Below are 26376 nucleotides of genomic sequence, written 5' to 3'. Positions count from 1 at the left end.
TGGGGAGGACTTCAAAACCAATAGTTCTGGAGACACACAGTGACTGCCGCCGACTTCACCCTCCTAGACGGGGTGTATGCCGCCGCCCTGGGCCTTTTTCTGGGCGCATGGCTGCACCTGCGCCTTACCCACACTCGCATGCACATTGCTTTTGCCGCCATTCCCCTGTTTGCCGTGGCAACGCTAATCATCCTGTCTCTCGCGCTTATCCTGCCTGACAACCCCGACATCCCCACGGCCATTGGCAACTATGACGGCTGGATGTACGTCTGGTTGTGCGCGTTTCTTCCCGGCATGGCCGTCGGAGCCATCGCCTCACACCGGCACCTACGGCGCTACATGACGAGCGTGTTCCCCCAGGGGGTGCGAAAGTAGTGTCTTTCTCCATTCTGGCCGTCCTGCTGGGGTTTGTGTGCGGCAACCTGTGGATGGGCGAGCGCACCGACAGCCTCTACGGCATGACCAACAAAGACGTGCTTTTTAGCGTCGCGGTGTTCTTCTTCGCAACGCTACTTCTACTAGCTGCCATCCCGAGCGAAAGCTACTCCACGCCCGCGCGCATCGCCCTGCCCATCTACCTAGTTTTTGCCGCCTGCGGTGCGTGGCTACGCCGTGACGGAACCGTCATTTTCTCCCACAGCAACAACGATCACGACCCCGCAAACCACTAAGCTGCCGCAGACTCACCGCAGGGCCTGCACACCCACCAGATAGCGTTGAACACGACTGTCCACCAACTAGGAAAGGGCGTTGCTTGTGGCCATCAACGCAGGAACCCTCAAACAAATGCTGTTTGCTGTCGGGTTCAACGACACCAACCGCATCGGCTCCCAAATGAGTCAATGGTGGAACGTATCTCCCCACGTGGCAAGCTCCTGGCTAACCTCCAAAACCCCGCCATTTAAGGCAGAGGACTTTGTACGCAGCATGTTTGAAGACATGGCAGAAGTAGTCGGACTCATGCGGGATGCCACACTCGACCGCAACTGCGACCACCTGCTGGTGCGCACCTACCCACAGAAAAAGAAGTTCGACCTGGGTGATGTGCTCCCCACCACCACCCGTTTAGATTCTCCACCCTGGTGGAAAGCCCGCTACCATCGCGCCATCGAATACTTGGCCATGCTCGAATTTCTCAACCCCTCCGGCATTCCCATCACCCCTGTACCCACCCACAAATGGCCTGGCGAACCAGACGAGTTCTTCATGCACGCCCCCGCAGACTGGAAGCCTGGCAGACTCCCCGCTTTGGTAGGAAAAGTCCGCCCCCTTGACCACGATGCCTGGCGAGATTTTACCGACCTGGCCGGTATGGTCGAATACCTCCGAAACCACACCCTCGATGCCAACGGCGGTCTGGTCTACATCCGTTCGCACACCGCGAAAGAAACCCCCTTTGTAGACCTATCCGGCCCACGCCCCGACCCCCACCGCTACAACCGCGCTCTACAACACCTGCTCATGTGGGATTACTTGGAGCCATCTGGGGCAAACATCACCGTCATCGCCAACCGGAGGTGGCCCACCAGCCGTAAAGAAATCGTGCTCACGCTGCCTCGCAGCACACCCATGTACGCAGTGATGCACCGCGAACCCACCAACGCCTACATCGACCTGTGCCTACCCCTTGAAGAAGATGACAACCGCCCACCCATCGAGGGAAGCGACCAGCAACCCGATGGAAGCGAAACGCTTACCTCCATCACCACGCTGCACCCCGAACACGTCCCCGAGGGAGACGATCTAGGCGGCACCGGCCTATGGCAACCGTCGGCAGCGAGCAAAGTGCTGGCGGCACACGGGTGGGAAAACCTGGAGGATTGGCGCTTGTCTGGCGGTGGGCACCCAGTGGGGACAACAACCATCGTCCCCACGGACGTTTATGCATTACAAGGCGCATAACAGCGTGCACCACAGCCTGCATTACACCGTGCATTACAAGCGCGTACTTCACTGTGCACACCCTGCCGTTATCCTGGGATACAGACGTTTACCAACCCACGCAAAGGAAATTCCATGACCCACACCTTGCGCCGTGTCATCGCGGGCACCGCCGCACTGTCTGCCACCGTCCTCCTTGCCTCCTGCGGAGACGACAACGGAGACGAATCCAACAATGCGGACGGCAACAATGCCCCTACCGAGCAGCAGGAAGTCAACGAGCTGGTAGACAAGTCCCCCAATTTCAGCGACTCCGAAAACCGTCTCGCAGAGATGGAATCCGAGGGTTGTGGCCCCCAGTTTGAAGAATGGTCGAAAGACATGATCGTCTTTATCACCTGGGCCAACGACGGCGACTGGGAGCATGTTCAGACCGAAACCAACCCCACTACGCTTGCCAACAACACCAAGGCCTGTGAGCTTAAAGTCACCGGAGCGAACATCACCGGCTCCGAGGGCGGAGACCTCAACGACTTCACCGTCACCACTGCCGGACTAAGCAGCGAATCCAACCCCATCGACCCCAAGGCTGTTCAAGCCATCACGGACAGGCGTATTAAAAGTGAAGACCTCAATGAGCTAACCGACATGCAGCAACTAGCCTCGATTAGTCCGCTAATGACCAGTGCGGCTGACTTTGCTAACGCGAAAGGCCTAACCGAGTTCCACGGCCAATACAACAGTGAAAGCTACTTAGCCGAGGGATTCTACGCGGGTGACAACACCTGGCTATCGACGGTTTCCCCCGCCAAGTTCTACAACGACACGACCAAGGGGAAACCCGACACCCAGGGCTCTAGGGGTGCGTGGGCAGCAGTTACTACTGATGATCCACAAAAAGACACCGAGCGTAAATCTGGCCCCGCAGCCGGTCAGGTAGCAGAGTTCTTTACCCGCCAGATGGACAATTCTGTGCGAACCGGCGACCAGTGGTTTGAGATCAAAGGCTCCGATAGTTACCGCAACGTCTAGAGCGACTGTCCGCTTTTCGGCTTAGCGGGTGCGCAGATCCACAGCGGTTTGCGCACCCGCTATTTGCTTATCGGAAGCAAACACGCCCGGCAGGGAAGCCAGGCACTCCCCCACATAGCGCGGGTGGCACAGCACGACTGTTCCGCCGTATAGGCCACCCTCGTCACGAACGTGCACACGGCCCCACGGCTTATCCATGTTCGCCCCGTGGGCAACTACCACAGTTACTGGAGCTTGGTCTGCCCCCATGCCCACCTTGGTGGCTAGGTAGGACATGTTGCGCACCGGCCACACAGGAACATGCTGGCCGAAGTCGCGGCGTGCGCCATCCATAAACTCGCCAGGCAGGTGGGTGGCCTGGTTGAGGATAACGGGGTTCGTATCCTCCACGGCGTTTTGGTTGTTGTCGCGCATCATGCGCTCCCATGCAGCAGAGTCTTTGATGGGAAACCCTGGCCGTTCACGGATTGCGGCCTGCGCCTGCATGAGGAAGTCTTCATCAATTGGGGACTGGAGGAAATGCGCCTCCAGGCCGTCGAAGTCCACGCTGTAGATTCCCACAACTCCGCTAGGGCCGACCGCGAGCATGTCCGCGTCCAGGCGGTCGCAGCTGCACTCCCAGCTGGGTGGAAGCTGGTTTAGCTGCTCGGCCAGATCGTATTGGTACGCCTCCCAACGGTCGGGGTTGGTGTCAGCGGTGAGGTTACTTTGACCTACGGCATCATGATCTGAATAAGCCGGGATCGTGGTCAGCGCTCCTGCCCAACCTGCATCGGCTTGCGCCTGGCGCACCTGGTTGCCAACCCAGGGAGACCAGTCCCATGCCACAGCGGCAATGGCCACCACTGCCATGAGAACAATGGCGGCAGGCAGCGATACGGACATCAGCGGAAGCGCTACAAGCATGGAGGCAGGGGTAGTCCACCATTGGATGCTGCGCGGGTTGCCAAACATGGTGTGCTTTTCTGCCAGTTTCGCTTCTGCCGCACGGGCGGCGGCCAAAATGACTACCCCTGAAACGAGACCCGCCACGTGCCCTTGGGAAACAAGCGTGTAAATGGATGCTCCCCACAGTCCCGCGAGCGCTACTTTTCCCGCCGCAGGCAGCCACGGGGCGCGATGGGAAAGGTATTCCGGCCGGGTGGTCTCGCGCCACTTGGTAGCAGACGTGGGCAGCGGTACGGGGCTAACGCTGGAGGTGGTGGTGTCAATGGTGGTCATGGTGGTAGTCCTAACGGCGGTTAATCCTCTACTTCTGTAGCAACGGCATCGTCAACGAGCCAGGTGTTGTTGTCTTGTTTAACGACTGTAACCTCCCAGTCTCGGGTGCGGCCCGATAGTTTGCGACCAGACTCCGTAATCGGGGTTTGGACACTATGCACAGAGCGTATTGCCCGCTTATCGTTGTCTTTTACAGGGACGGGTCTGTCTGCCCATCCCACTTGGGAGACAACGACTCGCACCGGATTTTCGTAGCTGGTTTTCTGGTTGTACCAGGAACGGGTGCGCACGATCGCCGGGTTGGGTTCGAGTGGTTTGTGGTTGTCTCGATAGTGGGAGGTGGTAAGCGGATACCCGCGTTCTACCTCGTTGCGCTCGTCTACCTCACGCCCGGGCGCGAACGTGGTGCTAAGCAAAATGAATTTCTTGGCCACGTCGTCTGGGTCAGTGCGGTCAATGCGGGTGTTATCGACCGTTGGCAGATCATTGGGGTCAACGTCGGGGAGATCTTCGGTCTTTTTCTTGGCTTTAGTGACCGTGGTTGGGGTGGAAATACTGGTTGGAGCCGATTCTTCCGGCTCTTCTTTGCTACATCCTGTGAGCACAAGTCCGCCTATAAGGAGGGCGGGGATTACTTTCTTCATCATGGTGGGCCTCCTACCTTTCTCCCGCTTGTGGGGCTTTGCTGTCGCCAAGACGGCTGGGCTTCCAGGTATCCACCAGCCATTTGTCGCCCTGTTTGGTCAAGGTAATAGTGTGCTCTCGATGGCGTGATCGCGCAGTCTGATTAGGCACTCCCGAGTTGACGTTGATGGCAGCGGTGACAGTGCGGATGGCGGTGTTGCCCTTGTCTTCGCTGTCTTGCAGTTTGACGACAGGGCGGGTGGTTGCTTTCAGCTCGCGCCACACATCCCAGTCGGTGTAAACGTCTCCCTCGGTGATTTTCATGTTGGCTTCAAAGGAACTGGGCACCATTAGTTTTTCAGCCCGTGCCAGGGAAGCCCACTCGGTACTTTCGTTCACCGCGTTATGGCTTTCGATGATGGTGACGAAGTTTTTAGCTACCGAGTCTGGATCGGAGAAGTCCGTGTCGAGGGTGGCAGCATCGGGAAACTCCTGCCCCTCCTGGGAGGAAACTTCCGTTTTATTCTCCGGCTCGGGTTCCTGGTTGCCGCCACAGGCGACTAGGCCTGCGCATGCGGCTATGGTGGCAATTCCCGCTGTGACGCGCTGCCGCAGTGTTGTCATGGTGTCAATTCCTTTCCAAGGGTTGTGGGGCTATTCCTTGTCGTCAGACTGCTTTTCTTTATCGTCCTCGTCGGATTTGTCGGAGTCTTTATCCCGCTCCTTTTCTGCATCCTCCTTAGCTATGTCAAGAGCGGTCTTGTCGCCGTCTTCATCGTTCTTGGGGGAGTTTTTGGACTTTTCCAGGTCAGTGTAGGAATCGGCGATTTCCATAATCGTCTCCATGTAGGAGCGCGGGGTGGAACCATTCTCGTCAGAAACGCCATGATCGAGGCCGTTTTCCACGCTTCCCAGACCACCAAGGTAGGCACCAAGCATCAGCTCGGTCGTGTCTCCCTGAACCTTGCCCTGCGACTTCCATTGCTCGATGGTTTCCGCATTCTGGCAGTTGAACCTCGCCTGCGCCATGACAGCATCTCCAGGGTCGTTGGGGTCGCCAGAACCTGGTGGGCCGGTCACGTTGCCCTGCTCGTCAACCTCGGCACCGTACTGCGCCCACACGTCCTTGCGGAACTGGCCGTAGCCGCCGACCGGGGAGTCCGCGCCCACATCGCGGTATTCCTGCCGTTGGAAACCGGACTCGTGGTACATCTGCGCCGCCAGGACTGGTGCGGATACGGCTTCGCATTCTTGGGCGGCCTTTTCAAAGAACGGTACGAACTCCTCCGGCACTTTACCCTCGGCCAGCGCTGCTCCCGGGTCGGCGCTACCGGACTGGGGTGTGGCACCAATAGCGCAGGCTTCCACGTCCTCGAAGACCTGCGGCATGGTCACGCCCTTTTGGGCACCCTTAGAGTCCCAGAGGGCAGCTACGGAGTCAGCAGCGATGTACTCGTACTTCGCCAGCTCCACCTCCAGGGATTTACGTTCTGGGTACACCTTGGTCAGCACCTCGGCGGCCGGTTGCGTCAACCAGGAGTCATCGTCGCCGTATTCGTCCATCAGCGCGTTGTAGAAGTCTCGGGACACTGATTTCGGATCAAGCAGCCTAGCGCGAGACTTTTTGAACGTGGGGGATTCGGCGAAAATGCCGACCTTGTTCTTGTCTTCCTTGCCGTCCAAGTTAATGAGGTTGGCCTGCTGGGCGGACAGCATCGTCGCCAGCACTGCGGCGCGTGGCTGTTGGTCTTCCGGCAGCTTGGACTCTTTAGCCGAGGCAATAGCGGCCTTGACTGTCGCCTGTTGCTCAACGTTGATCTGCATGTGCAGCTGGTCGGTTTCCAGCTGCTTGTTGGGCAGCAGGTTGGGCAGGTCAGATTTTGCTGCCGGTGAATCAGGATCGATTTCCCCACCGGAGCTTTCCGAACCGGAGCCGTCCACAGTTTGCCCATCCAAAGGCGGGTAGGTGGTCGCTTCCGTGGGGAAGCCGCCGCCATCAGTGACGGCTACGTGCACGTGATCCATGTGGTTGGCCGTATCGCCGCCACGGTCTTCCATCTGCGTCCAATCATCCTTGCCGGAGCCGCCCAGCCACTGGCGTTGCTGCCAGATGATGTGGTCAATGCCTAATTCATCAGAGTGGTCTTGCAGGTAGGAGGCAATATCATCACCGAGTTTCTTTCCCTCGGGAGATTGGTAGTCCTCAATCATAAAGTCGAGCGCCAGCCCCTCCGGGTGCCACTTATAGCCATCTTCTGGGCGGTAGCCGCCGATGGTTTTTAGCTCGGGGAACTCCTGGTACACCGCGCGCATCATGCGGATGGTTTTCACCTGGAGGTGGTCTTCGGAGCCAACCTCGTCGGGGACTTTCGGCAGTTCAGAGTTTCCCGAACCAGAACCAGAATCAGACCCTCCTGACTTACCCACGGCGGAGGCCATTTCATCTGCGAACACGCCAATGGCTTCTGGCCCGGCAGGGTGCACGTTGTCTGGGGCGAGCATGCCTGGATTGCTGTCGGCTTTTGCTCCCCAGTCGAGGTAGTCGTAGCCGCTGTCTTTGACCATCTTGTTGAACTCTCCGGCGTGGTCAACGCCGTGGATGGTCATAAGCACCAGCCTGGCATCACCAATCTGGTTTTTGACCTCCTCTACCTCTTGCTTGGTTACAGGCCCGTTGGTGCCCAGTGCCATCACCACGGTGTCGTAGTTTTTGGCATCGCCTAGTTCTGTGGTGCCCTCCTGCCATTGCTTTCCGTCTTTGGCGCGAATTTCAGCATTGGGGATCTTCTGCTTAATCGCGTCTTGGGAGGCATTGGTAATCGAGTCACCAACCACCAGAGTTTTCCCGCTGGGCTTTCCACTGGGTTTTCCCTTTGGTTTGGAATCAGACTTTTTGCCAGAGCCGGACTTTTCTTTACCCAAGAAAGTTCCCTCGGGGGCAGGTTTTAGCCCCTGCAACTCCGGCATCTTGTTGGTGCAGGCAGGCCACGCGCCCCAGCCCTGCTCTTTCAGGACACGGTTGGCAACCTCCATCTGCTCCTCGCGGCCTGCTTCATTAGCGCTGGGGGCAAAATCAGTTCCGCCAAATCCCTCCCAGGTTTGCTGGGTGAACTGGAGTCCTCCCTGGAATCCATTGCCAGTATCAATGGCCCAGTTTCCGCCAGACTCGCAGCCTGCCAGCTTCTCCCAGTCTTCGGCCGTAACAGTTCCCCCACCGCCCTGTGCAAGAACTTGGGTGTCGGCAGCGAGGGTGAGATCATCTGCCCCCATCTCCACGGTGGGGCCAGCAGCCTTATCCTGCTTATCTGGCTTGTCCCCACCATCATCAGGTTTGTCGCCTTTATCTCCGGCGGGCGCGCCTCCGCCTGCTTTCTCGAACTTTTTAAGCCACGGCTTCGGGTCTACACCCTTGCCTTGTTGCCATCCACCTGGGTACACACCGAAGTGCAGGTGAGCGCCCGAAGAATAGCCAGCGCTACCAATGTCAGCGATATGGTCACCGGCTTTCACCTTGTCGCCTGTCTTGACGTAAATCTGGTTGGCTTCCATGTGGCCGTAGAGGGTTTCTACTTTCTCGCCATCAATTTCGTGCATAATGCGAATCCAGTTGCCGTAGCCGCTGGCTGGGCCTGCCTCAACGACTTCACCGTCAGCAGGGGAGAAAATAGGAGAACCGTAGGCATTGCCGCCCGCAAAGTCAAGGCCATCGTGCCAAGAATCATCCCAGGCACGATAGCCGAACTCCGTCGTAATCTGACTCGCTTCCTCGGAGACAGGCATGCCAAGTTGGCCTTGTCCAGATTTAGAGCCGCCGCCACTGGTGCCGCCACCGTTGTCCCCGCCTGCGGTCACGCGTGGGGAGGCTGCGCCCACGTCGATGCAGGTTTCGTTTTCGTAGATCATCTCGTTGCCGCTTTTCACGTCAGCAATCACGCCAACAAACATGATGAAAAGGGCAATGACCAGGAGAAGAATCAGCAAAATGATAGCTATAACGGGCAGGCTGACAGCTACCACTTTCTTTCTGACCAGGCCGAAGACTAATTTTTTCGTCGCTTCGACGGCGCGGTTCTTTTTCTTCTCCTCCGGCTGCGGCTGCTGCTGGGTCAACGGTTTAGACCTCCGGCATTTTTTCGTTGCGGTCTACCTGGCGAGCATCAATAACCTGGTAACTTCCGTCGTCCTCCACGGTCATTTCCACCATGTAAGTCAAGGTTTCTTTTTCCAGTCCTTTTCCGCTTTTCAGCTCGTCAACAGTGGCGAACAGATCTTGTTTCGCTCGGGTGAACGTAACTTTCGCTGCTGCCACGTCACGGCCTAGTGCGACTTCTGGCTTGCCCTCAAACTTGTAGAACTTGCACTTTTTATCCTGGTTCCACGTCCACGACCACATCTGGTCGGCCTGGGAGCGCATCTTGCTGCGGAACTTGGTGGAGGTCATGTGATCCCACCGGCTAAACCATTCCTCCTTTGGCTCAAAGTCGGAGGGGCTAAACGTCTGCCACTGCTCAATAAAGTTCTGGGCGGTGGCAGATACTGCCTCCTCCCCTGCTTCATCGGGAATGTTAGGGGCGTTTTTCATCGACGTTAAAGCAGGCACCGTGGCGGTTACTGTGCTGGATTCCTGCTCACTAGAACGTTCAGCCGATGGTGCTGCCGAGGGGCCGTGTGGGGTGTCTTCCTCCTCGTCATTCCCGCACGCCGAAAGCATGCAGGCAGCAGCAAGCACTGCGGCGGTGGCGGTGATTGTTTTGCGCATTGGTTTCTCCTTGGTCGGCTACTGTTTAAGTGTCTCAACTGGGTGTGCACACCAGCCCGAACTGCGCTTACTGCACCATCCACCCGCCGACGGTAACCACCCAGAAACCAACTCCTACCAGGGCGCATAAGCAAGAAATCCCCTTTTTCCCGCTGCCCCACAGGTGTATGGAGCTATCTGCGGTGGCAACGCCAATAAGCAATGACGCGACAACCGTTTGAATGGTTTGCCCTGACTGTGATGATGCTGGGGTTAGCCACAGTGCTGCCAAGAGGTAAGCGTAGAAAAACAAACGCCCTTTAGGGCTATTGGCGGTGTTTCCTACAGCCCCAATCGTTTTTGTTACGACACCGGCAGACATGTCTACATCACGCCTGAAATGGCAAGGGAAACAATGGCCAGGGTGATAAAAGCAATAAACACCAGCTGCTTCCAGTTCAACCCTGATACCGGGCTGGGTTCATCGAGAAAACCAAGGCGACTGGTCATGTTGACTGGATCTTTTACACGCTGCCACCGCGTACGACCCTCCACATCGTCGTCTTCATCATCGTCAACTACTTGCTCGCTGTAGGGCATGGACTGCTCGGTGGGGCGGTAGTCATCGGGGTTGTTTCCATAAGCCACCCACATTTCATAATTTTGGTCTTCGATGACCTGCCCCAGCTGGGCGTACAGCTCCCGTAGGTCAGCAGGGTCAAGTTGCATTACCGCCAGACCGGACTGCTCACCAATATGCGACAGGATGACCAGTTCAGTTGTGGTGGCATCGGCGCGTTCCACCACCAGGTTCTCACCCTCGGACTCCCACTCCATGCTGGAGTCGTTCTCGTCGTAGTCCTCGACGGTTTCCTCGTCTTCGATAGCCTCCCCGTCCTCCACGGTTGGGGCATCGGCCGTGGTTTCCTCGGTGGAGGTTTCTTCTATCGTTTCTTCCGGTTGGGAGTCTTGTTCCTTGGGTGGCACGGTCAGATCAACGGTGGGGACTTCTTCGGAGTGTCCAGTCGCTGGGTTAGTCATTTCGTTCTCCGTTCAGGGGTTGGTGATTAACGGCGGCGCTTACGGGTACGAGTTCGGGTGCGGTTAGCACGCTGTTGGTCTTGCTGCTGTTGTGCGGTCTTACCGTCAGCCTTTTCCTGGGCTGTGGCCTTTCGAGACGGGCTGGTTCGGGTTTCATGTTCCGCATTGCCCAGACGGGCAAGACGCTCCTCCTGGGTAAGGCCTCGCAGTGACTCGACAACCTGAACCGGAGTGGCCTGGCTGACTTGCTTGCGCATCTGGCGGCGCTCGCGGATGCTCAACACATCCTCGCCAGCCTCATTGCGCTTAGCATTTTCCTCACGCTTCATCTGTTGGAACAGTTCCTCACGACTCTGCGTGATTTGTCGGGAACGGCCATTAGGGTCGGAGAATGCGCTTCGGGTTGCTCCTGCCGCACGTCGCGGCAGATCACGCTTGCGGCTCATGTTGGCACTGGAGGGTCGGTTTGACGAACGTTGTGGGGTAGGTGCTCCCGACGTGGAGGAGGAACCCTTGACCGATGGTGTGCTTCCGCCTGCGGCGGCTGCACCTGCTGCTGCACCTGCTGCCGCACCGGCCACGCCTCCAGCGCCACTGCCGCCACTGCCGCCACTGCCGCCAGTGCCAGCCGAGGTTCCGCCCATTGGAGCTGCGGTTCCCTGCACCTGGGAGGCGGAGGCCTTTCGGGATGCAGCATTCTGTTCTGCCTGCTGACGATTCATAATTCGGCCACCACTTGCGGCTGCTGCGGCATCTCCACGTTCAACAGCGCGGTCTTGCTGACGCATTGCGTAGTTCGATCCGTCTCCGGTTTCCTGCTGGTAGCGTTGCTTTTCAACTCGGCGACCAGCTCGCTTGGCCTGACGGTCAGCCTGCATGTTGCGTGCAGGGCGCGACCCGATGCGTGCACCGTGGTAAGCGCCCATTCCGGCTCCGACGGCAGCCATCTTTGTGCCACCCACAACCGCATTCTTGCCGGTGCGGAGAACACTGCTGGTTGCCTTAGAAGCCAGGTTTCCGGCCAGAACGCCGCCAAAAGCGGAGTTGTTGGAGCTTCCATCGGCTCCACCAAGCTGCGACATCTGATCAGCTTCGCGCACCATCTTGAATGCGATGAAAAGGATAAGACCCAACATAAGCAGGCGGTATCCTGCATCCATTTCCATTGCGGAAATCTGGGCCACGGTGAAGATGATGATCGTCGTCATAATGCCGTAGATAACGCGCACCACCACGGTTTGAACCAGATTAGAAACCCACTTAGTCGCGTGCTCCACACCCTTAAATGAAGCCATCGCCAGGGTGATTGGCCCCATAATAAACAACATGAGCAGGCGTGCGTGGAAGACCACGGTGGCGGTGGCAAAGATTGCTACGCCTGCACCGACTGTTGATGTGGATATGAGGCTGACAAAGGCTTGTGTGAAGTGATTGCTTCCACTGCCTTGGGCGCGGTAGGCGTTGAGGAAAGATCCCTGGTCATTGTTAGATTTGGCAAAAAGATCGTTAGCTACCGCAGTGTAGGGTTCGCAGGCAACCAGTGCTGCGTAGTTGTCTTCCTGGTCGGCTTCCGGATCGTATTCATTTTTATTTAGACAGTCCTGCATGCGCGCAGAAATATCTGGCCCACCAATCTGGGAGATTAGGTAGGTGCGCATGTCGTTGCAGTCTTGATAATCGTTGTAGCACGGCAGCGGCGTAGCGCTTTCTTCGTCCTCCAAAGTATCTTCGTTGGCTTGCGCTTCTTCGGGGGCCACGCTCCCCTCCTCCGGCTCAATAGCGTTTTTGCCCTTGGGGCCGAACGTTGCCAACGCCCACGGTTCATACGCCATCGCCTCTGCCAACAGGCACGAGGAATAACGCTGCCCATCTTGCAGAGCGCTACCACCAGACGGTTTAATACACATTGCCTCGCGGCCGGTGTCAAGGCTTCCCAACACCTCATTGGAGATTCCAGCGTTGACGGTGCCTGCTGTCTTATCCAGCCATGACATGACTGTATAGAAACCGTTGCCCTTGGGGGCATTCCAGGTGGCCCCAGCACTCAAACCGCCATACGCTATCGCGGCGATGAAAGCAGTCATTACCGCGCCGACTGCATTACGCGAGGCGTATTGCAGGCTGTTTTTGCCTTTAAACATGCGGAAAGCAAACACTACGAGACCGGCAATGTAAGCAATGCTGGCAAACCCGATCATCAAGTTAGCCATCATGGAGACAGCTGGGGTAAACGAAGAATAGAACGGCTCAAACGGGTTTTTTACCTGCGAAAACTCTTTAAGGGCAATAACAGCTTGCAGACCCATCAAACCCAAACCGTTGATGAATCCACCGATGGTGACGCTCACCCACGGTTGGAATGCACAGTTAGTGTTTTCGCCCTTTTTGTCTCTAGTCCAGTTGACATAGTTCAACCCACGCAGTCCGGCGACCTCAAACAGCGTGTACTTGTCGAGTCCTTGTCCTCCCTCAAATTCTTCCATTTCTACGTTCATCAGGGTGCTTTCCCCATCCTTGGGGGTTAGTCCCGCTAGGTTGCCGTTAGCCAAGAAACCCTCGGGGCCAGTTCCCACCGGCTCGGGAGACAAGGATGGGGAGACAATGCCGCACAGCATCTTGTCGCCAAGGCCGAACGTCATATCAAAGGCTTTCGCCTCATTGTTGGAGGTCGCCAACGTCAACATGGAGGCCGACAAAATACCGACAAAACCGACGGAGACAGCTTTAGCGATACGTCGCTTAACTTTCCTACGCTCCGAAGATGGTGCGGACTGCGCGAACCGTGAACGCATCACCACCACCAGAAGACCCAGAACGGTGGACAGGCATGCCAACCAGCTCACGCTCGCGGGGAACCACGGGGAAGCCATCAACCCCGCCCACATAGGCAGGTGGGATAGCGCTACCGTCCACCCCAGATGCACTCCCCTATGGGGCGCAATCTTGGCAGCCAGCGCTGTAACAAGCGGGGCGATAAGGAAAGCACCTGCCAGCTCCTCGCTGTCATTCACAGCAAACAGTGGGGTAAGCAGCAGCGAGAAAGTCACCACCGCTGCCTGGAGCGCAAGAGTAGAGATCGCCATGCCCACCACCTGCGGCCAACGGCGGGAGCCAAACCGCAGGGCATGGAACGTGGCCACCAGGCCAGTAACAATCAACGCCGCCGCGAGATTGAACACGACTGCCACCAAGCCGATAACAAGCGCGTAGGAGCCTGCCGAAGCAAACGCCGCTATCGGGTCGTCTCCGGCGAAGCGTTGCCACAAGCGTTTATGCCAGCGCGGCTTACTGGGGGCGGTGGGTGCGTCCTCCTGCTGGGGAGCAAGCGTTAGGGACATGCACAGTCCTTTCGGTGTAGCCGTCTATTCGGTTCGGGTTCTAGTGTCTCATTAGGGTGTGCACACCCTTTGGGCATGAAAAAGCCCCGGTCGGGAATACCGGGGCTTTGGGGCGGTGTTTATTCTGCGCCGTCCATAATGTATTGGAACTCGTCGTATTCGTAGCGGGTCAAAGCCTCGCGTACTTCGCCCTTTTCGGTGGCGATAACGCCGGTTCGCAGCGCGTCGCGTGTGCTGTTGTCGATCTGCCAGTCGCTCGGCACCGCAGACAGCGAGACCGATTGCGCATCGGAGCGCGCACCAGGGTTGGTTTCGGCAGCGGCCACAAGTTCCCTAAACAGTCGATCCACACGCAACATGGAGGTTCGACCGTCCGCGTCAGACATGACACACACACCAGCTTCCATCTGCCCGCCGTCCTCCGGTCGCAGCAGCTGGGCGGACAGGTCAGACATAGCTTCGCTGTCCTCGTCCGCCAGGGATGAGCGCAGTAGCTTCAAAGCGTCGCGAGCCTCGGAGCTACCCATCTGGCGGAAAACAAACTTGGTGGGAAACTGGTTGGTCTCTGCCTCGTCATCGTCGCGTTTCTCGTCGCTAAGAACGTTCACGTCTTTCGCCTGCTGGGAGATAAACACAACGCCGAAGAAACGGGAGCGTCCTTGTCGGAGAAAGACGTTAAGCATCGAGCGCCCAGCCTTGAATGCGGTAATGAAGTAGGCCTCGTCCACAAAGAGCAGGCGGGGACGTGCGCCCTTGCGATCTAGGTGGGGTGAGTATTCATCCTTGGAAAGGGAAAACACTTCTTTCAGCTGGCGGATAGCCGATAGTAGAGCGGCCGCAGCATCTCGCTGGTCTTCCGTCCATTCCTCCACGGGCGATTTATCATCGGGAATAGACAGGCCGATAAGCGTGATGATGACGCGGCGACGGCGGCCAATCTCAAAGGTTTCCGCATTGGGGGTGTGGCCGAACATGAGCTTGCCGAACTGGCGATAGGCGGCGCGCTCCAATGCGCCCTGCACACGGCGCATAGCTGCCACCGCATCGCGCAGCGCGAGGAATGCTTGGGCTTCCTTGGAGGCTTCTGCCTCATGCTCCATACGGTCAAGGCGTTCGATTTCCTCACCCAGGTAGCTCGGCATTTCCGCTAGTCGCGGAATGCGGCCGGTTTCCGAATAGCGTTTACGCATCGCTTGGAAAGCCTTGTCGAGTGCATCCTGGTCACGTTCATCAAAGACGAGCTTGACGATTTCGCGCGCAGCCGTCTCGCCCGAGTTGTAGTCATTGGTAATCGCCCACGGGTCGAGCATGCCTGGCGTGCCGTTACCCAAGTGGATCATGGACGTTTCCTCCCAGAACTCCGGCAAAACCGGCTGGAACGGCGATCCTGGCATACCCAGGGAGCCATCCCGGGCAGCCTCCATAAAGCCATCTTCACGCACCTGGTCGCCAAAGGAAAGGTAGTAAACAAAGTTCTGGAAGTCGTCTTTCGGGTCAATGGCAATACACTGCACGCCCGCTTCGGATTCGACGAAAAACAGCAGCAGCGACAGGGAGGTTTTGCCACCACCGGAGGAACCAATAATGATGGTGCCTGCGCCGGAGTTTTTAGTCATCTGCACAATCGGGTCGAAGTGCACGACCGCGCCGTTGGACAGGGTGTAGCCGATGGGCCACCCGCGCCAGCCCTGCATGCGTCCGCCCTTGGTGCGTACATCGTCTCCCACCGAGGGGCTGGAGTCGAGGCGGGCGAATGCGAGTGCTTCCAGGTCTGTCCAACGCTCACCATCCACGTCTACGCCGTTGGTGAACTTGTTGAGGAAGTTGCGCCCCAAACCACCGGGGCCAACTCGTGGCGGTGTCATATCACCAGGTAGCTGCTCCTCCAGGAGGTATCCTTGCACGCCTTTTGTGCGCTCCAGGGTGGCATCGTCTCCGAAAAGTCCTTGCAGTTCGCCCACCACGGAGTTGAGTTCGTCTGGGCTGGGAGCGGAGAGAGTAATACGTTGCTGGGACACCAACACGGGCTGGGCTTGGATTTCGTTTTTCTGCTTCAACCCGACGGCGGTTTCGTATTTCTGGTCAAACGCCAATGAGGGTGCGGCCCCAACCTTGTCGCGCTCTTTGGCTTCATCCTCCAAACGGCCAATGTCTGGCTTGGAGAGGGCTTTCCACTCGTCTGCGGAGATGATGGTTCCGCGCCAGGACACGTCTACCGGGCGTGGCATGGAGCGTAGCTTTTTACCCCACGCGTTGGAGTAGTTGTAGTGAATGACCGGGGAAATATAGTTGATGGTCAAGGTGGTGGTGTAGGAGTACTCCCCCATTCCGTTGTTGGGGGTGGGATTGGGAATACGGACGTAGTTGTCGAATACCTCCAACCCCGAGTTGACGATCTCGTCGAAATAGCCACCACGCCACGGCCGGGTGCGGGAAACGCCAGTGCCGTTTTCTACCGGATAGTGCCCCATGAGGGCTTTTCGGATAAGCCAGGCCAGGTCGGCTCGCTCCATTGCGGTAGCGCCGTGGCTCTCCATAAGCATCTGCACACCGCGAGCTTTTTCACGAAATGGGGCCAGGTCGCGCTGGTCGAAGATTTCCTCGGTGACTGCTGCGGTAGTCCCCAGTACGGCACTGATGGGGTCTTTGCGGCCTTTCACTTTGAAATCACCCAAGCGGATCAGGAGGTACTGGCGGCGCTCTGGGGTGGATTCAGCGATGTGGGGGACGACTTTTTCATCCACCAGTCCCTTAAACAGTTCGGTGGGATTCCACATGTTGTTAACGTACTGGTCGCGCCAGCGGGACACATCGAGGGGAACAAAGCGGGTTACCAAATGGTACTGGACGCGACTGTCGTTGTGCTGGTTGGCGAAATGGATGGATAATGCTCGCCACGGCCCTACGTTGGTGTTGGCTAGGGAGAGTTCCTTGGCGTAGGAGGTGAAATCGTCGGAGGTAGTGTTGAGGATAACGCCTGTCCACACGGACTTTCCCTTAATGAAAAGGAACGGATCATCCTGGGCGTAGCGGTAGTCAATGCGGCGCTTATCCTGCCTGCGTTTGCGGGGCTTAGCTTCCTTTTTCTTTTTTTTGCTGGCGACTTTTTTATCCCACCAGTCGGAGACTTTCTCACCCAGGCTGGACTCGTTCTCGTGCTTGTTTCGCGCGTTACGTGCCTCGCGGGCGCGGGCTTTACTGTCCTCAAACGCCTTGTTTTTTGCCTTATCCTGGTCTGCTGTGGTGGTAGTCATTAGGTGTTCCTTTTCTGTGGTGGTTGACAGTGTGTGCGTGGTTTAGGAACGGTCGCGCCCTGTGTGGGCCGGTTGTTCATCGACAGTTTCAGGTTCGTCGTCAAAGTCGGGTTCTTCATCGAAGTAAAAGTGGCGGTTCCAGTCCACCAGTTCACCTGCTCCGGTTACATCAAGGTCTTCGCGCAGCACCTCACCAATGGGAGCTGGGTCGTAGCTTTCCCAGCGTCGAATATCGCCAATGCGTACAGGTGCCCAGTGTGGCCGCCACAAAATGACCTGCCATTGGAGGTCATCGGGGGCAAAGTCTGCGCCGATAGCCTGGATGTATTTACGCGGCTGGAAGCGGCGCATGAACCATTTTTTGCCGATGGTAAACGGGGTGTCTTTGACGTTTTCTTGGGTCAGCTTCGAGTACACCCAGTAGCCGAAGCCGACGAAGAAGAAGCTGCAAATAACCATTGTGGGAAATCGCAGCAGCGTTACGGGGATCGCTAAGAGGAGGGTGGGCACAATAGCAGCACCAAAGGCAGCGCCAACGGCGAAGAGGTCGAGTCCGCCCCACTTGGCTAGGCTGATCGAGTCAGAAATTCGCCAAATACGCGTTCGATGGCGTTTGACTGCGGTGTAGTCGAAATACTCTTCGTTCACTGCATAGTCCCCTTAGATATAGAAATGGGGACGAGGCCTAAAGCCCCTCCCCCAATGGTTCTTGCTGTGCGGAGGTGCCAGCCTGCTAAGTGAGAGAATTGCCCATGCCAACAAACCAACCAATCAGATGGGGGCCTATGCCCAGGAGGAGGGCGACCACACAAATGACGGCAACTCCTGTAAAGGCCTGTCCGATGGAACCGCCCTTGAACATAGTAAATCCAACCCACAAGGCGGAAAGGATAAAAGCAAGGATGATGGCAGCAACGCTGATAGCAGTTGCTTGCTGGGATAGTTCCTCAAGTGCTCCGACAATGGAGCCAGCATCGCCGCTGCCCTCGGCTCCCGAATCAAAGGACTGGGCAAGAATGAATCGGTTGGCCATTTCTGGGGTGGGTGCAAAGGTCATATCTGGAGGTTTCCTTTCGGATGATCGTGGGTGTTCGGCTCCTGCATGTAAAAGTGTGTCATATGGGTGTGCACACCCCCACCGACCTGCGGGGATGCGATTTACACCTGCGTTTTAGCCATCCATTACGCAGTGGCACCCCCTAACGATTCATTGGCGGTAGCCCCCGGTGTTTTTTGGGTGGGGCCATCACCACGACCGGAGGAGGAGTCCTCACTGTCCGAGCTGTCTTTAGTGTCGCTAAACCCGTGGTCTGCGGCACTACCACCGGAGGAGGAGTCCTCACTGTCGCTGTCTTCCACTGGCTTCGCCTTATCGGAGTCCCCCTCGCCTAGAGGGCTGAACCCGCCGCTGAATCCGCCACCAACGTTGCCGGAGTCGTTTTTCGCGTTGGGGTCTTTGCTGCCCTTGCTGCCCTTGCTGCCGGAGCTGTCCCCGCCGCCATCGCCAGTGGTAACCACGCCGGAGTCCAGGGATTCAACCTCCCACTTACCACCGTTGTAGACCAAACCTATGCGGTAGCCGGTGGGCTGTTCATGCCCGCCTGCCTCGTCAGACACATTCCAGGTGAGGTTGACGAATGCGTACACTCGGTCTCCCTGCTGATAGTTCCAAATGGCGGTATCACCATCGGTCTTGTCTGGCTGGCGGGCTGGGTAGACCTTAATGTCGGTGAACTCGGGATCTGCAAGCGCACCATCCATGCCGGAGCGGGCCTCGCCGGTTGCGTCGGTGGAGAGGATAGCGTCAAGGTCCTGCGCGTCAGAATCTGCCCACGCGTCGAAGAATGTGCTCAACGTTGGCTCCAGCTCACCTGCCAAAGCACGATCCATTGGCTGGTTGAAGCTCATGTCAGGGCTGGTGCCCACGGCGGTGGCTGCGGACATGCCCACGGGGCCAACAATCGAGTAGGCGGGGCGCTCCTGCTCGTTGGTGCCAGACCAGATGGGCAGGGTGGCGGTAAAGTGCCGCCCGTCGCTCATGGTGACGAAAAAGCCCATGTAGGCCACGCGGGAGCCGTCTTCGCGGGTGAACTCCTCGCGTTCTTCGACCTGGCCGTTGAATGTTACCGAGTTAACGGCCACGGCTTGGCCGCCTTTCTCCCAGCCGCAGTTGGTGGCAACGCCCTCGGCTTCCATGCCAGCCATCATTTCGTTGCGGGATTCAATGTCTTCCTTGTACTGCGGGTGGGTCAGGCACAAGGTGAGGTAGTGTTCGCCGAATGCGGCGGCGGCGTTGGTGGGAAATTGTGCAAGGTGGAAGTTCTCGGCTTCCTCTGGGGTGATTTGGCCCTCTGCGGGCACAGCGGAGCGGCCCACCATCACGCCTGCCACGGCGATGAATGCGCCCGCCAGGACTCCAGCGCCTGCCAGGTAGGCGGCGATGCGGTTTCCGCGCCTGCCCCGCCCGTCGGAGGGTGTGTGGCCGGGGGCTACAACGTCGAAGTCTCCCAGGGGGATGCCCTCTTTGGTGTAGACGGTGACCGGATCGTCGTCGCCTTGGGCACCATCACTGTTGGCTAGTTTGCCTTTGACCTTGTTAAACCAGGTTTCTTTGGGTGGTAGGACGTGGCCGTCTGCGTCGGTGATGATGTGCTTGGCCCTGGGGCCGGTGCCATCGAGGAGTGGTTGGCCGTCCTCACCAAGGGCGATGTAGGTGCCTTGCCGCTTGGGGTTTTCCTCCAGGTTCAAATACTGGTGGGTGCCATCGTCTTCAATAAACAGCACGCCCTCAACGAGGTTGCCAGCGTTGTCGGCTGGGTCTTTGACCGGCAGTGCCTTGTTGGGGAATGAGGGCTTGTCGCGCTCGTCTGGCTGGTAGGGGGTGAACTCCACCGTCTGGGCTGCTGCTGCGGCATCAGCGGCCTGTCGGGACGGTTCCAGCAGGGTGTCAAAGACGTGTTTGGTGTGCTGGGAGTTTTCGTGCATGGGACGAAACTTCTTAAACGTCGTCTCCGGCATGCGGATAGCCCCGGGTGGGCTGTAGAGTCGCACACCCTCCGGCAGCACAAACGCGTCCGGTATCTCCAGACCGTCAACGGCACTGTTGTGTGGTCGAGTCATTAGGCACCTTTCGTGGTTGGCTTCGCTTCATCAGGGTATCGGTAGGGTGTGCACACCCCGGCAGCGTCTAAAAAGGGTCGTCATCGTCGTCGAGCGTGTCCGCAATAGACCGCGTTTGTGCCGGTCGGGACTGCTGGCGCGGCTGCGGGTCTGGGAAATCGTCGCGATCGGAGTCGGTGAAGTCGAAGTCATCGTCGCCACCATCATCAACTGGGCTAAACACATCATCGTGTTCTTCCTCCGGCTGTGGGGCCACATCCTCACCGAACGGCTCCTGGAGCTGACTGTCCGCTACAGGCTCTGGCGCTGCATTGGCTGCACGGGCTTGGCCGATGGTCTGTTCCACCTGCACTGCTTCCTCCGCACGCGCGGTGCTGGTCAGGCGGTGGACTACGGGGTTGTGCTGCAAATCGTCGAGCATGTGGCTAAACGTTTCGTCGCGCTGCTGGCGGGACTGTTCGACGAACTCACGGCTGCCCCAGGACTTCCACTTGTGGGGCCGCTCGTGTACCGGCACCAGCTTCAAGTGTTCTGCCCAGTTGTTTGGCCCCTCTGGGGTGTTGGTGTGTACGGCGGTAAACTCCGGCACTTTCGACACCCACAAAAACTCGGCCGGGTTGTCTGGGGTAACGCGGGTTAAGCGCAGTGCTTCCGCCTGGCCGATGCGGGTGCGGTCTTCGGTGGTGGAGCGGATGGTGCCTGCTGCTGCCGCGCCCTGGAACAGGCCAGTGCGGTTGTGGGAGACTTCCTTGGTTTCCATCGCGATCTTCTTTTGCACCATGCCGGAAAAGGCGGCGACTTTCTCCGCGTCTTTCGCCTCCGACAGCTGCAACGTCATTAGGTGGTCAAGCTGGGCCATCAGCTGGCGCAGCCACACGCCGGTGCCGTCTACAGCCTCAATATCTGCCAGCGACTGGGTGGAGATGATGGGGCGCACACCCACGTCAGCGGACTTGTTGAAAAGCCCCAGCATTGCGGTGGCCGCCGCTGGCGACTGCACCGCCGACAGCTCCTCAATTTGCAGTACCACCGGGTTCCACACGGATTCCTCCCCATCGAAGTCTGCATCGGGGTCGTTTTCCAGGTCAGCCAGCAGGGTGTGGCTGTTGCGCAGGGTGGATACCGCGTTTTGCAGATCGAGGAGCACCATTGTGCCGATCATGGCTGCCATTTTCGGGTCTTCCTGGGCGTCGAGGGAAAACACGATGATTTCGTTGCGCAAAATGGCGCGCACCAAGTCGATGCGCAGGCTGGGAATTGAGCCGGGGGACAAAAACGGCCCCACCGAGGAGTCGTTGATGTAGCTGGAGACGGTGGAGCGCACGCTGTTGAGCGAGTTGGACAACAGCGAGCCGCGCTCTTTCAGATCCTGCTCAAAGGAGCCAATGCGGTCGTGGATGGCATCAACCTTGGCTTCGGCAGCCTGGTCGGATAGGAACGGGTTAACCTTTTTTACTTTCTCAATGGTCACGGCCCTACCGGCTTTGACCAGGAACTCTGGCTCCAGCATGCGCGCTAGAAGCATGAAGCCACCAATTGGGTGGCCACGCCGGTCGCGGCGCTGGTCGTAGCCGTTGAGCGCAGCAATATCGTAGGCGAGTTTTACCGCCTCATTGGCGGTGCGGGCGTAGGCTGCCGCGTCGCCCTCGCGGTCAACCGAGTCAAGCAGCATGGCTGCCTTGGACGAGCCGTTGCCGTGCATGAGCGGGTCGTAGTGGGCTGGCCTATCCGGCGCATACGGGTGCGGGGCGGTGTAGTTTCCTCCGGCGCGGGGAATCATCTTGAAGTGCAAAAACGGCACTCCCCGCTGGCGGGCAAGCTCGGCTTTCGCCTGCGCTAACGCTTCATCGTTTTTCCAGTCGATGGTGATGTTGGCCCCGCCAAGTTTCATTACCTGCTGGGCGGCCAGGGAGTTGGCTTGGCGGGTTTTACCCGACTGGGAAGTACCCACCACCAGCACGGTTTTCTTCAATTCGCCCAGGTCAACGTCGGCAACTTCACCGTACTTTCCGATGCCAACAGCGACTTTCCCGTCGTTTTTGTTCGACCAGGAACCCTCCTGGAGGGCGGCGGTGTTGCGCTCGATGCGGCGCTTGTCCAGCCAACCCACCGGGCGTTGGTTGGAGTACTGCTCGCCCTCATGCTCGGCGCGCAGGCTCATGGCGTAGCTGCGCCACCACCACCAAAAGCACATCGCAAACAGTGCCAGTGGCACGGAGGTCAAAATGTGCTGTAGGGCGAGGTTGAGGTGCGGTTCTTGGGCGTTGACCTTGCCCCAGTGGGCAAACAGTCCGATGGGACTGTCCGCTCCTAGCATTTTGCCCCACAGTAGGGCGGGGGCGGAGGAAAACCACCCGAGCCAGCGGGTGAGGTTGAATCCGGCTGCTGCCAACCCGATGACGGTGGCGATGCCGGTTGCCATCCACCAGCGCGACAGGCGCACCAGTCGGCGCTCACCCACCACTGCAAAGATGGGAAAAAGGAACACTGCCAGTGGCACCAGGGCCAGCAGCGCCACAATCACCACAGCGCCCAGGAGCACTCCGGCGCAGCCGTTGGAGCTGTCTTTGTTGTCCTCTTTGTCGTCTTTGGAACTTCCCAAGCCCATTAAGCCCATTGGTTGCCTTTCCACTCAACGATTCTTCTCACCCGTCTAGTCTCCCAGGAGGGTGTGCACACCCTCCCCGGGTGCGCATCGCGCGGGCAACCACGCCAACGATACGAGGGTGGGTTTAGTGCTCGGCGGTGTCTTCGCGGTGGATTTTCAGCGTCAGGTACGCCTCGTCGAGCAGTCGGTAGACCACGTAGATTACTGCTGCGGCCACCGGCACAAGCACCAGGCGAGCCGCCCACGTGATGGCGGTTTCGGTGTCAATGATTTCGGCAAAGCCTGCTACGAAAAGGCCTCCCTCCACGAGGAGGAATAGCATCAGGGCACAAAAAGCTATGACGGTGTTTCTGGCTTCACGGCTCATGGCGAATCCTTACCTGGCACGCGGTGCGCGAAGCGGGAACTGTCCGCCCGACGGTGCCGGTTGTAGTGGTTGTTGGGTTGTGCTTTTCAGTGTGTCAGCACAGTGTGCACACGGGGGGTGTTTGGCCAACCCACCCTGACCGCACAGGGGCTGTCACACAGGTTTGCCGCCCGTGGGAAGCGGTCTGCACACGCGCTCGTTGGGGTGGGTTCCGCGTGTGCCGCCCGGGCGGGTGCGGTTAGTTTCCTGCCGCATCCACCAGCCGGTAGGACAGCCACCAGCCGCCCACCATTGCCACGGCCGCGACAGCCAGCACCACCCATGCCACCGGCTGGGAGATGGCCCCGGCCGCATAGGCCACTGTCAGTGCTACCAAGACTGCTACGGCAGCAGCTGCGACAAGCACGCTTGCCTGGGCTGGCGTGCCGTGCACACCGGCAGCGATGTTGCGCAGCGGGGGCCGGTATTCGCCTAGCGGGTCGGTATTCATGTCGCGGTTGAACATTAAGGGTGCGTGTCCTTTCTGCTGTGGCTATCTGGTGTGTGGCACCCACCCTACAAACCGGCGACACCGCCCGGCCCGGCAATAGTGCTGGAGACGGTGGGTGGGGTTATGCGGAGTGTTTGCGGCATTCAGCGAGCACGCCGGGGAAGCGAATCCATTGGGTAAACGGGACTGGATCTTCCTCGCCTGCCATGTCCTTTTGCCACAGTTCCCGCCACACGCGCCACGACACCATTGAGGTGCGGTAGGTGGCAGGCAGGTTGCGTTGCGCCACGGCGTATTCCAGGCCCGCGTCTGCGCTTACATCCAAAGGCAATACCGACACCGGCCAGTTGGGGTTGTCCAGCGACCAGGAGGACTCGTTTTGGAAGAACAGGTGGGTGGACGAGGATGCGTCCCACACCTCGCGCACCAGACCTTTATCCGGCTTTCCGGTAATCGGGTTGAAACCGGAGGAGTGACCGCGCATTTGGGTGTCTACCGCGTCGCTGACAATCCACTGCACGGACTGGAATTGACCGTAGTGTGCGCCAGCGGTTTTCAACGTGTAGTCCGCCCCGCGCGGCACCGGATTGTGCTGTAGGCAATGCTCCCTATAGCCGGTAAGAATCGAGCGGGCGCGTGATGGCGCTTTAGGAGTTGGCTCGACCTCCACGGCGCGAAGCTCACCGCGTTTGGTGACAACCAGAAAATCAGGGATGCGAACGTTGGTGTGGCCGTCTTTCAACGGCAGGGTGAGCCACCGATCCACCTGTTTGTTGCCGACCACATCGGCACTGGGATTTACGCCGCGCTCACCGTTGCCGCCACGCACCACACCAAGGTTGTAGAGGAAGTGATCGCGGGCTTCGGTGTTGAGGATTGCATCACCGTTTTCAAAGGCGCGCGCCTCGCGTTCAGTGATGATGGTGGCACCCGCTGCAATGTAGGTCAGCGCGTACTCTGCGGCGAGGAGTCGGTGCATCATTGACGACTCTGCGGGCGGTTCCATTGAGCGCAGTGGTGAGTGCTCGTCGGGGATTCCTGCACGCCTGCCTGCCGGGGTGGGATAGATGATGACTCCGGCCCACAGAACGGAGTCCATTCGAGCCAGCAAACCGGCCTGCACCATGTAGTTGATTCGCTTGCGAACCGTACGCCAGGAACAGGTGGGATAGATGTATCGGTGAGCCTGCCGCATGGACATGGCACCCAGGCGTGTCACGGACTCTAAAAGCAGTTGATCGTCACTGTTTCTGCGCCACCCGTCGTTGTAGTGAAGACCCGAGTATTCGGCACGCGAAGACGAGGACGAAGCCTTACGTTTCATGCGCCCCAAAAAGTCTTCTGTGGGCACGGCAGGAACCTCACGCTCCACCTGTTCTTTAACGGTGATTATTCGAGCCACGAAACCTCACATCCAACACTGTTGACGCTTACAAAACCGATCCGTTTCAGACGAGTGCACCACCCTGGCAGCAGACTCGCATCCACCGCACAACGTAATGCCCCACGGGGCACACACCGCACTACACAGCGCAGCACGCGGTGTACCCCAACGAACATTACACAAGTGTACCTCAAACCCGGCCACCCACCCGGCCACCCCCTGGCCGGAACCGTAACACACCAGGTCAACGCCACCACCAGCACCAACACCCAACAAACACGGCCAGCACCACACCCCGCATTACAGACAACTATCCTCACCACCACCAACAACGAAACCCAGCAGCCTTTTTTGGGCTGACGTTGGGTTGCCCTTGTTGGGTTGGTGGTTCGGATTCGGGCCTTTTGCGCCCTTGCCTACCCGGGGCTTGCTGCCCCCGAGTGATGCCTGCTTTTGCCTGTGGGCAAAGTTGGCTTCATCGGGGTGTGCTGCGCCTGGTGCCGGGTTGGCTGTGGTTGAAAAGTTCCCGACTCGTCCCCTGGCGCGGCAGGGTCGGCACGGCTTACCCCTGGTGGGGGTTTCGCTGTGCCAAGTTCCCTGCCTTGCCGGGCGGGGACTCGGGCCTGTCACGCACCGTCGTGGACGGTGGTGTCAGGACTCACACCCCGGTGGGGTGTTCGTGCGCGGCGGCACACGCCAACGTTAAGGCTTGGACAGCGTGCAACTGGGTGGTGTTGTGGTTGCGGGAGTCGCAGTCTTTTTGGTGGTTGGTGTTCGCTGTGCGGCGACGGCGCAGGGCTTTGGAAAAGAGGCCGAAACGGGGTGGATGTTGCGCCTGGTTTTCACGCCGACGATAGGGTTGGTTGGGCGTGATCACTGTGGGCGTGTTTGGGGGTTTTCTTCGGTGGTGTTCCACCGTGGGTTGCTTCTTGGAGAAAGCCTCATGCGGTGGGTGCGCCAGCTCGGCTGGTTTAGGCCATTGGGGGCTTGTGCCGAAACGGTGGTTGCGGCTCGGCCGGGCGCGCCCCCGCGCCCCCCGCGCCCGGCCGATTTGGGTGGGCGACCCAGTGGGTTGCGCAACGGAAAAGCGCCGCCTTTTGGGGTGTTCCCCAGTAGGCTCCCACAAGTAGTTAGCCACTGGAAGCACACCCCCGGAGCAGACGGGGTTACCAGCACCCAACCCTGTTGCCCGCAGGGAAGTCTTGTCGTTGGCGTGGCCACGCCGCGCAGACACCGAAACCCAGGTTTCGATCCCCACCACGCAACAACACCAATCGC

Annotated in this window: 19 protein-coding genes; 4 read left to right on the top strand and 15 right to left on the bottom strand. The window is 58.6% G+C overall.

Going from position 1 to position 26376, the window contains the following annotated elements:
• The first annotated feature begins 39 nt into the window (after window positions 1–39).
• The 4 genes from MHY13_RS03735 (at window position 40) to MHY13_RS03720 (ending at window position 2913) form a co-directional block, all read left to right on the top strand.
• The gene (locus MHY13_RS03735) at window positions 40–375 is read left to right on the top strand and encodes a hypothetical protein (RefSeq protein ID WP_239280933.1); all 336 of its coding nucleotides are present in this window, start codon (window positions 40–42) and stop codon (window positions 373–375) included.
• Entirely contained in the window at window positions 375–671 is a 297-nt protein-coding gene (locus MHY13_RS03730; protein ID WP_239280931.1) for a hypothetical protein, read from the top strand. Before MHY13_RS03735 ends, MHY13_RS03730 begins: the two co-directional genes overlap by 1 nt.
• 115 nt (window positions 672–786) lie before the next feature.
• Window positions 787–1902, top strand: coding sequence for a hypothetical protein (locus tag MHY13_RS03725; RefSeq protein ID WP_239280929.1), 1116 nt, complete (start codon window positions 787–789; stop codon window positions 1900–1902).
• A gap of 114 nt (window positions 1903–2016) precedes the next feature.
• Window positions 2017–2913, top strand: coding sequence for a hypothetical protein (locus tag MHY13_RS03720; RefSeq protein WP_239280927.1), 897 nt, complete (start codon window positions 2017–2019; stop codon window positions 2911–2913).
• Between the two features lie 21 nt (window positions 2914–2934).
• Here the strand turns inward: MHY13_RS03720 and MHY13_RS03715 are convergent, their stop codons facing one another.
• From MHY13_RS03715 to MHY13_RS03640, 15 genes are all read right to left on the bottom strand, one after another.
• The gene (locus tag MHY13_RS03715; RefSeq protein WP_239280925.1) at window positions 2935–4134 is read right to left on the bottom strand and encodes a hypothetical protein; all 1200 of its coding nucleotides are present in this window, start codon (window positions 4132–4134) and stop codon (window positions 2935–2937) included.
• Between the two features lie 20 nt (window positions 4135–4154).
• Window positions 4155–4781 (bottom strand): hypothetical protein, encoded by a 627-nt coding sequence (locus MHY13_RS03710; protein WP_239280923.1) that lies wholly within the window; start codon window positions 4779–4781, stop codon window positions 4155–4157.
• 10 nt (window positions 4782–4791) lie between these two features.
• Entirely contained in the window at window positions 4792–5382 is a 591-nt protein-coding gene (locus MHY13_RS03705; protein ID WP_239280921.1) for a hypothetical protein, read from the bottom strand.
• Window positions 5383–5412: 30 nt separating this feature from the next.
• Window positions 5413–8868, bottom strand: coding sequence for a transglycosylase family protein (locus tag MHY13_RS12255; protein WP_367398071.1), 3456 nt, complete (start codon window positions 8866–8868; stop codon window positions 5413–5415).
• Between the two features lie 4 nt (window positions 8869–8872).
• Window positions 8873–9517, bottom strand: a complete 645-nt coding sequence (locus MHY13_RS03690) for a hypothetical protein (RefSeq protein ID WP_239280919.1) — start codon at window positions 9515–9517, stop codon at window positions 8873–8875.
• Window positions 9518–9880: 363 nt separating this feature from the next.
• Window positions 9881–10537, bottom strand: coding sequence for a hypothetical protein (locus MHY13_RS03685; protein ID WP_239280917.1), 657 nt, complete (start codon window positions 10535–10537; stop codon window positions 9881–9883).
• Window positions 10538–10563: 26 nt separating this feature from the next.
• Window positions 10564–13875 (bottom strand): hypothetical protein, encoded by a 3312-nt coding sequence (locus MHY13_RS03680; protein ID WP_239280915.1) that lies wholly within the window; start codon window positions 13873–13875, stop codon window positions 10564–10566.
• Window positions 13876–13994: 119 nt separating this feature from the next.
• A complete protein-coding gene (locus tag MHY13_RS03675) occupies window positions 13995–17129 on the bottom strand; it encodes an ATP-binding protein (protein WP_239280913.1) in 3135 nt (1044 codons plus the stop codon).
• A 42-nt stretch (window positions 17130–17171) separates the two neighbouring features.
• Entirely contained in the window at window positions 17172–17777 is a 606-nt protein-coding gene (locus MHY13_RS03670; protein ID WP_239280911.1) for a hypothetical protein, read from the bottom strand.
• Window positions 17778–17862: 85 nt separating this feature from the next.
• The gene (locus MHY13_RS03665) at window positions 17863–18186 is read right to left on the bottom strand and encodes a hypothetical protein (protein ID WP_239280909.1); all 324 of its coding nucleotides are present in this window, start codon (window positions 18184–18186) and stop codon (window positions 17863–17865) included.
• A 125-nt stretch (window positions 18187–18311) separates the two neighbouring features.
• Entirely contained in the window at window positions 18312–20249 is a 1938-nt protein-coding gene (locus MHY13_RS03660) for a conjugal transfer protein (RefSeq protein WP_239280907.1), read from the bottom strand.
• A gap of 67 nt (window positions 20250–20316) precedes the next feature.
• Entirely contained in the window at window positions 20317–22881 is a 2565-nt protein-coding gene (locus MHY13_RS03655; RefSeq protein WP_239280896.1) for a COX15/CtaA family protein, read from the bottom strand.
• Window positions 22882–22981: 100 nt separating this feature from the next.
• Window positions 22982–23224, bottom strand: coding sequence for a hypothetical protein (locus MHY13_RS03650; RefSeq protein ID WP_239280894.1), 243 nt, complete (start codon window positions 23222–23224; stop codon window positions 22982–22984).
• Between the two features lie 238 nt (window positions 23225–23462).
• Window positions 23463–23729 (bottom strand): hypothetical protein, encoded by a 267-nt coding sequence (locus MHY13_RS03645; RefSeq protein WP_239280892.1) that lies wholly within the window; start codon window positions 23727–23729, stop codon window positions 23463–23465.
• 106 nt (window positions 23730–23835) lie between these two features.
• Entirely contained in the window at window positions 23836–25116 is a 1281-nt protein-coding gene (locus MHY13_RS03640) for a hypothetical protein (protein WP_239280890.1), read from the bottom strand.
• Window positions 25117–26376: the final 1260 nt, after the last annotated feature.

The sequence above is a fragment of the Corynebacterium sp. ACRPE genome (genome assembly GCF_022347435.1).
Taxonomy (GTDB): domain Bacteria; phylum Actinomycetota; class Actinomycetes; order Mycobacteriales; family Mycobacteriaceae; genus Corynebacterium; species Corynebacterium tuberculostearicum_D.
Note: the sequence above shows the minus strand (reverse complement) of the source record. Positions and strands in the feature narration are given on the sequence as shown.

What these genes read in the sequence shown, in the direction of transcription:
- MHY13_RS03685 (WP_239280917.1), bottom strand. Translation starts at nt 10,537, where the DNA reads ATGACTAACCCAGCGACTGGACACTCCGAAGAAGTCCCCACCGTTGAT.
- MHY13_RS03680 (WP_239280915.1), bottom strand. Translation starts at nt 13,875, where the DNA reads ATGTCCCTAACGCTTGCTCCCCAGCAGGAGGACGCACCCACCGCCCCC.
- MHY13_RS03675 (WP_239280913.1), bottom strand. Translation starts at nt 17,129, where the DNA reads ATGACTACCACCACAGCAGACCAGGATAAGGCAAAAAACAAGGCGTTT.
- MHY13_RS03660 (WP_239280907.1), bottom strand. Translation starts at nt 20,249, where the DNA reads ATGACTCGACCACACAACAGTGCCGTTGACGGTCTGGAGATACCGGAC.
- MHY13_RS03710 (WP_239280923.1), bottom strand. Translation starts at nt 4,781, where the DNA reads ATGATGAAGAAAGTAATCCCCGCCCTCCTTATAGGCGGACTTGTGCTC.
- MHY13_RS03720 (WP_239280927.1), top strand. Translation starts at nt 2,017, where the DNA reads ATGACCCACACCTTGCGCCGTGTCATCGCGGGCACCGCCGCACTGTCT.
- MHY13_RS03715 (WP_239280925.1), bottom strand. Translation starts at nt 4,134, where the DNA reads ATGACCACCATTGACACCACCACCTCCAGCGTTAGCCCCGTACCGCTG.
- MHY13_RS03725 (WP_239280929.1), top strand. Translation starts at nt 787, where the DNA reads ATGCTGTTTGCTGTCGGGTTCAACGACACCAACCGCATCGGCTCCCAA.
- MHY13_RS03665 (WP_239280909.1), bottom strand. Translation starts at nt 18,186, where the DNA reads ATGACCTTTGCACCCACCCCAGAAATGGCCAACCGATTCATTCTTGCC.
- MHY13_RS03645 (WP_239280892.1), bottom strand. Translation starts at nt 23,729, where the DNA reads ATGTTCAACCGCGACATGAATACCGACCCGCTAGGCGAATACCGGCCC.
- MHY13_RS03690 (WP_239280919.1), bottom strand. Translation starts at nt 9,517, where the DNA reads ATGCGCAAAACAATCACCGCCACCGCCGCAGTGCTTGCTGCTGCCTGC.
- MHY13_RS03705 (WP_239280921.1), bottom strand. Translation starts at nt 5,382, where the DNA reads ATGACAACACTGCGGCAGCGCGTCACAGCGGGAATTGCCACCATAGCC.
- MHY13_RS03650 (WP_239280894.1), bottom strand. Translation starts at nt 23,224, where the DNA reads ATGAGCCGTGAAGCCAGAAACACCGTCATAGCTTTTTGTGCCCTGATG.